This window comes from Streptomyces sp. NRRL B-24572, from assembly GCF_002156145.1.
GTDB lineage: Bacteria > Actinomycetota > Actinomycetes > Streptomycetales > Streptomycetaceae > Streptomyces > Streptomyces vietnamensis.
This window is the reverse complement of sequence record NZ_MWIG01000954.1, coordinates 1-1,785: the sequence shown is the minus strand read 5'-3', so window position 1 is coordinate 1,785 and position 1,785 is coordinate 1. Positions and strand designations below refer to the sequence as shown.

Sequence of the window (1,785 nt, the reverse complement as noted above, 5' to 3'; positions counted from 1 at the left end):
TCCGCCATGACCGGTCGTCGTGACGCCCGCTTCCCCGGACAGCTGTCGCCAAGATGCGGCCCTGTCCGGGTTGAGGTGATATGGGGGCCTAAGTCTCGGCAAAAGTTACGGGAGGCACTCCATGCGCGGAGCCACGCACGCCAAGTGGGCCGCACTGGCCACCGCCGTCGCCCTCGCGGCGACGGCCTGTGGTGGCGGCGACAGCGGCGGTGGTGGCGGAGGGGCCGACGGCATCGTGAGTTCCTCGTGGGGCGACCCGCAGAACCCGCTGGAGCCCGCCAACACCAACGAGGTCCAGGGCGGCAAGGTCCTCTCCATGATCTTCCGCGGGCTCAAGCAGTACGACCCGAAGACCGGCGAGGCCAAGAACATGCTCGCCGAGAAGATCGAGACCACGGACTCGCAGAACTTCACCATCACGGTCAAGGACGGCTGGACCTTCTCCAACGGCGAGAAGGTCACCGCGAAGTCCTTCGTCGACGCCTGGAACTACGGCGCCAGTCTGAAGAACAACCAGAAGAACGCGTTCTTCTTCGGCCAGATCGAGGGTTACGACAAGGTCCACCCCGACAAGGGCGAGCCCACCGCCGAGACCATGTCCGGCCTCAAGGTGACCGGCCCCCAGACCTTCACGGTGAAGCTCACCCAGAAGTTCTCCACCTGGCCCGTCACCCTCGGCTACGCGGCCTTCTCGCCGCTTCCCCAGGTCTTCTACAGCGACCACGCCGGCTGGCTCTCGAAGCCCATCGGCAACGGGCCCTACACCATCGACTCCTACTCCAAGGGCTCCCAGATGTCCCTGAAGAAGTGGGGCGCCTACCCCGGCCCCGACAAGGCCCAGAACGGCGGCATCGACCTCAAGGTCTACACGGACAACAACACCGCCTACACGGACCTGACGGCCGGCAACCTCGACCTCGTCGACGACGTGCCCGCCGCGCAGCTCAAGAACGTCCAGGCCGACCTCGGCGGCCGGTACATCAACGTCCCGGCCGGCATCATCCAGACCATCTCCTTCCCGTTCTACGACCCCGCGTGGAACAAGCCGGGCCAGGAGAAGCTCCGGCAGGGCCTCTCGATGGCGATCAACCGCCAGCAGATCACCGAGACGATCTTCCAGAAGACCCGCACCCCCGCCGTCGACTGGACCTCCCCGGTGCTCGGCTCGGAGGGCGGCTACAAGGACGTCTGCGGCGACTTCTGCAAGTACGACGCGGCCCAGGCGAAGAAGCTGGTCGCCGAGGGCGGCGGCATCCCCGGCGGCACGATGACGATCTCGTACAACGCCGACACCGGCTCCCACAAGGAGTGGGTGGACGCCGTCTGCAACTCCATCAACAACGCGCTCGGCAACAACAAGGCCTGCGTCGGCAACCCGATCGGCACCTTCGCCGACTTCCGCAGCCAGGCCAGCACCCAGAAGCTGAAGGGCCCGTTCCGGGCCGGCTGGCAGATGGACTACCCGCTCATCCAGAACTTCCTGCAGCCGCTGTACTACACCAACGCCTCGTCCAACGACGGCAAGTACTCCAACCCCGAGTTCGACAAGCTGGTCAACCAGGCCAACGCCGAGTCCGACATCAACAAGGCCGTCGGCCTCTTCCAGCAGGCCGAGGGAGTCCTCCGCGACGACATGGGCGCCATCCCGCTCTGGTACCAGAACGGCAGCGCCGGCTACTCGGACAAGGTCGAGAACGTGACCCTGAACCCCTTCAGCGTCCCGGTCTACGACCAGATCAAGGTCAAGTGACCGCGTAGCAGTTCGGCGGTGTACGGCCCGGGCCG

General features: G+C 65.9%; 1 protein-coding gene. It reads left to right on the top strand.

What is annotated here, in order from left to right:
• Positions 1-121 precede the first annotated feature (121 nt).
• Positions 122-1,750, top strand: coding sequence for an ABC transporter substrate-binding protein (locus CCN56_RS38745; RefSeq protein ID WP_086832319.1), 1,629 nt, complete (start codon positions 122-124; stop codon positions 1,748-1,750).
• Positions 1,751-1,785 lie beyond the last annotated feature (35 nt).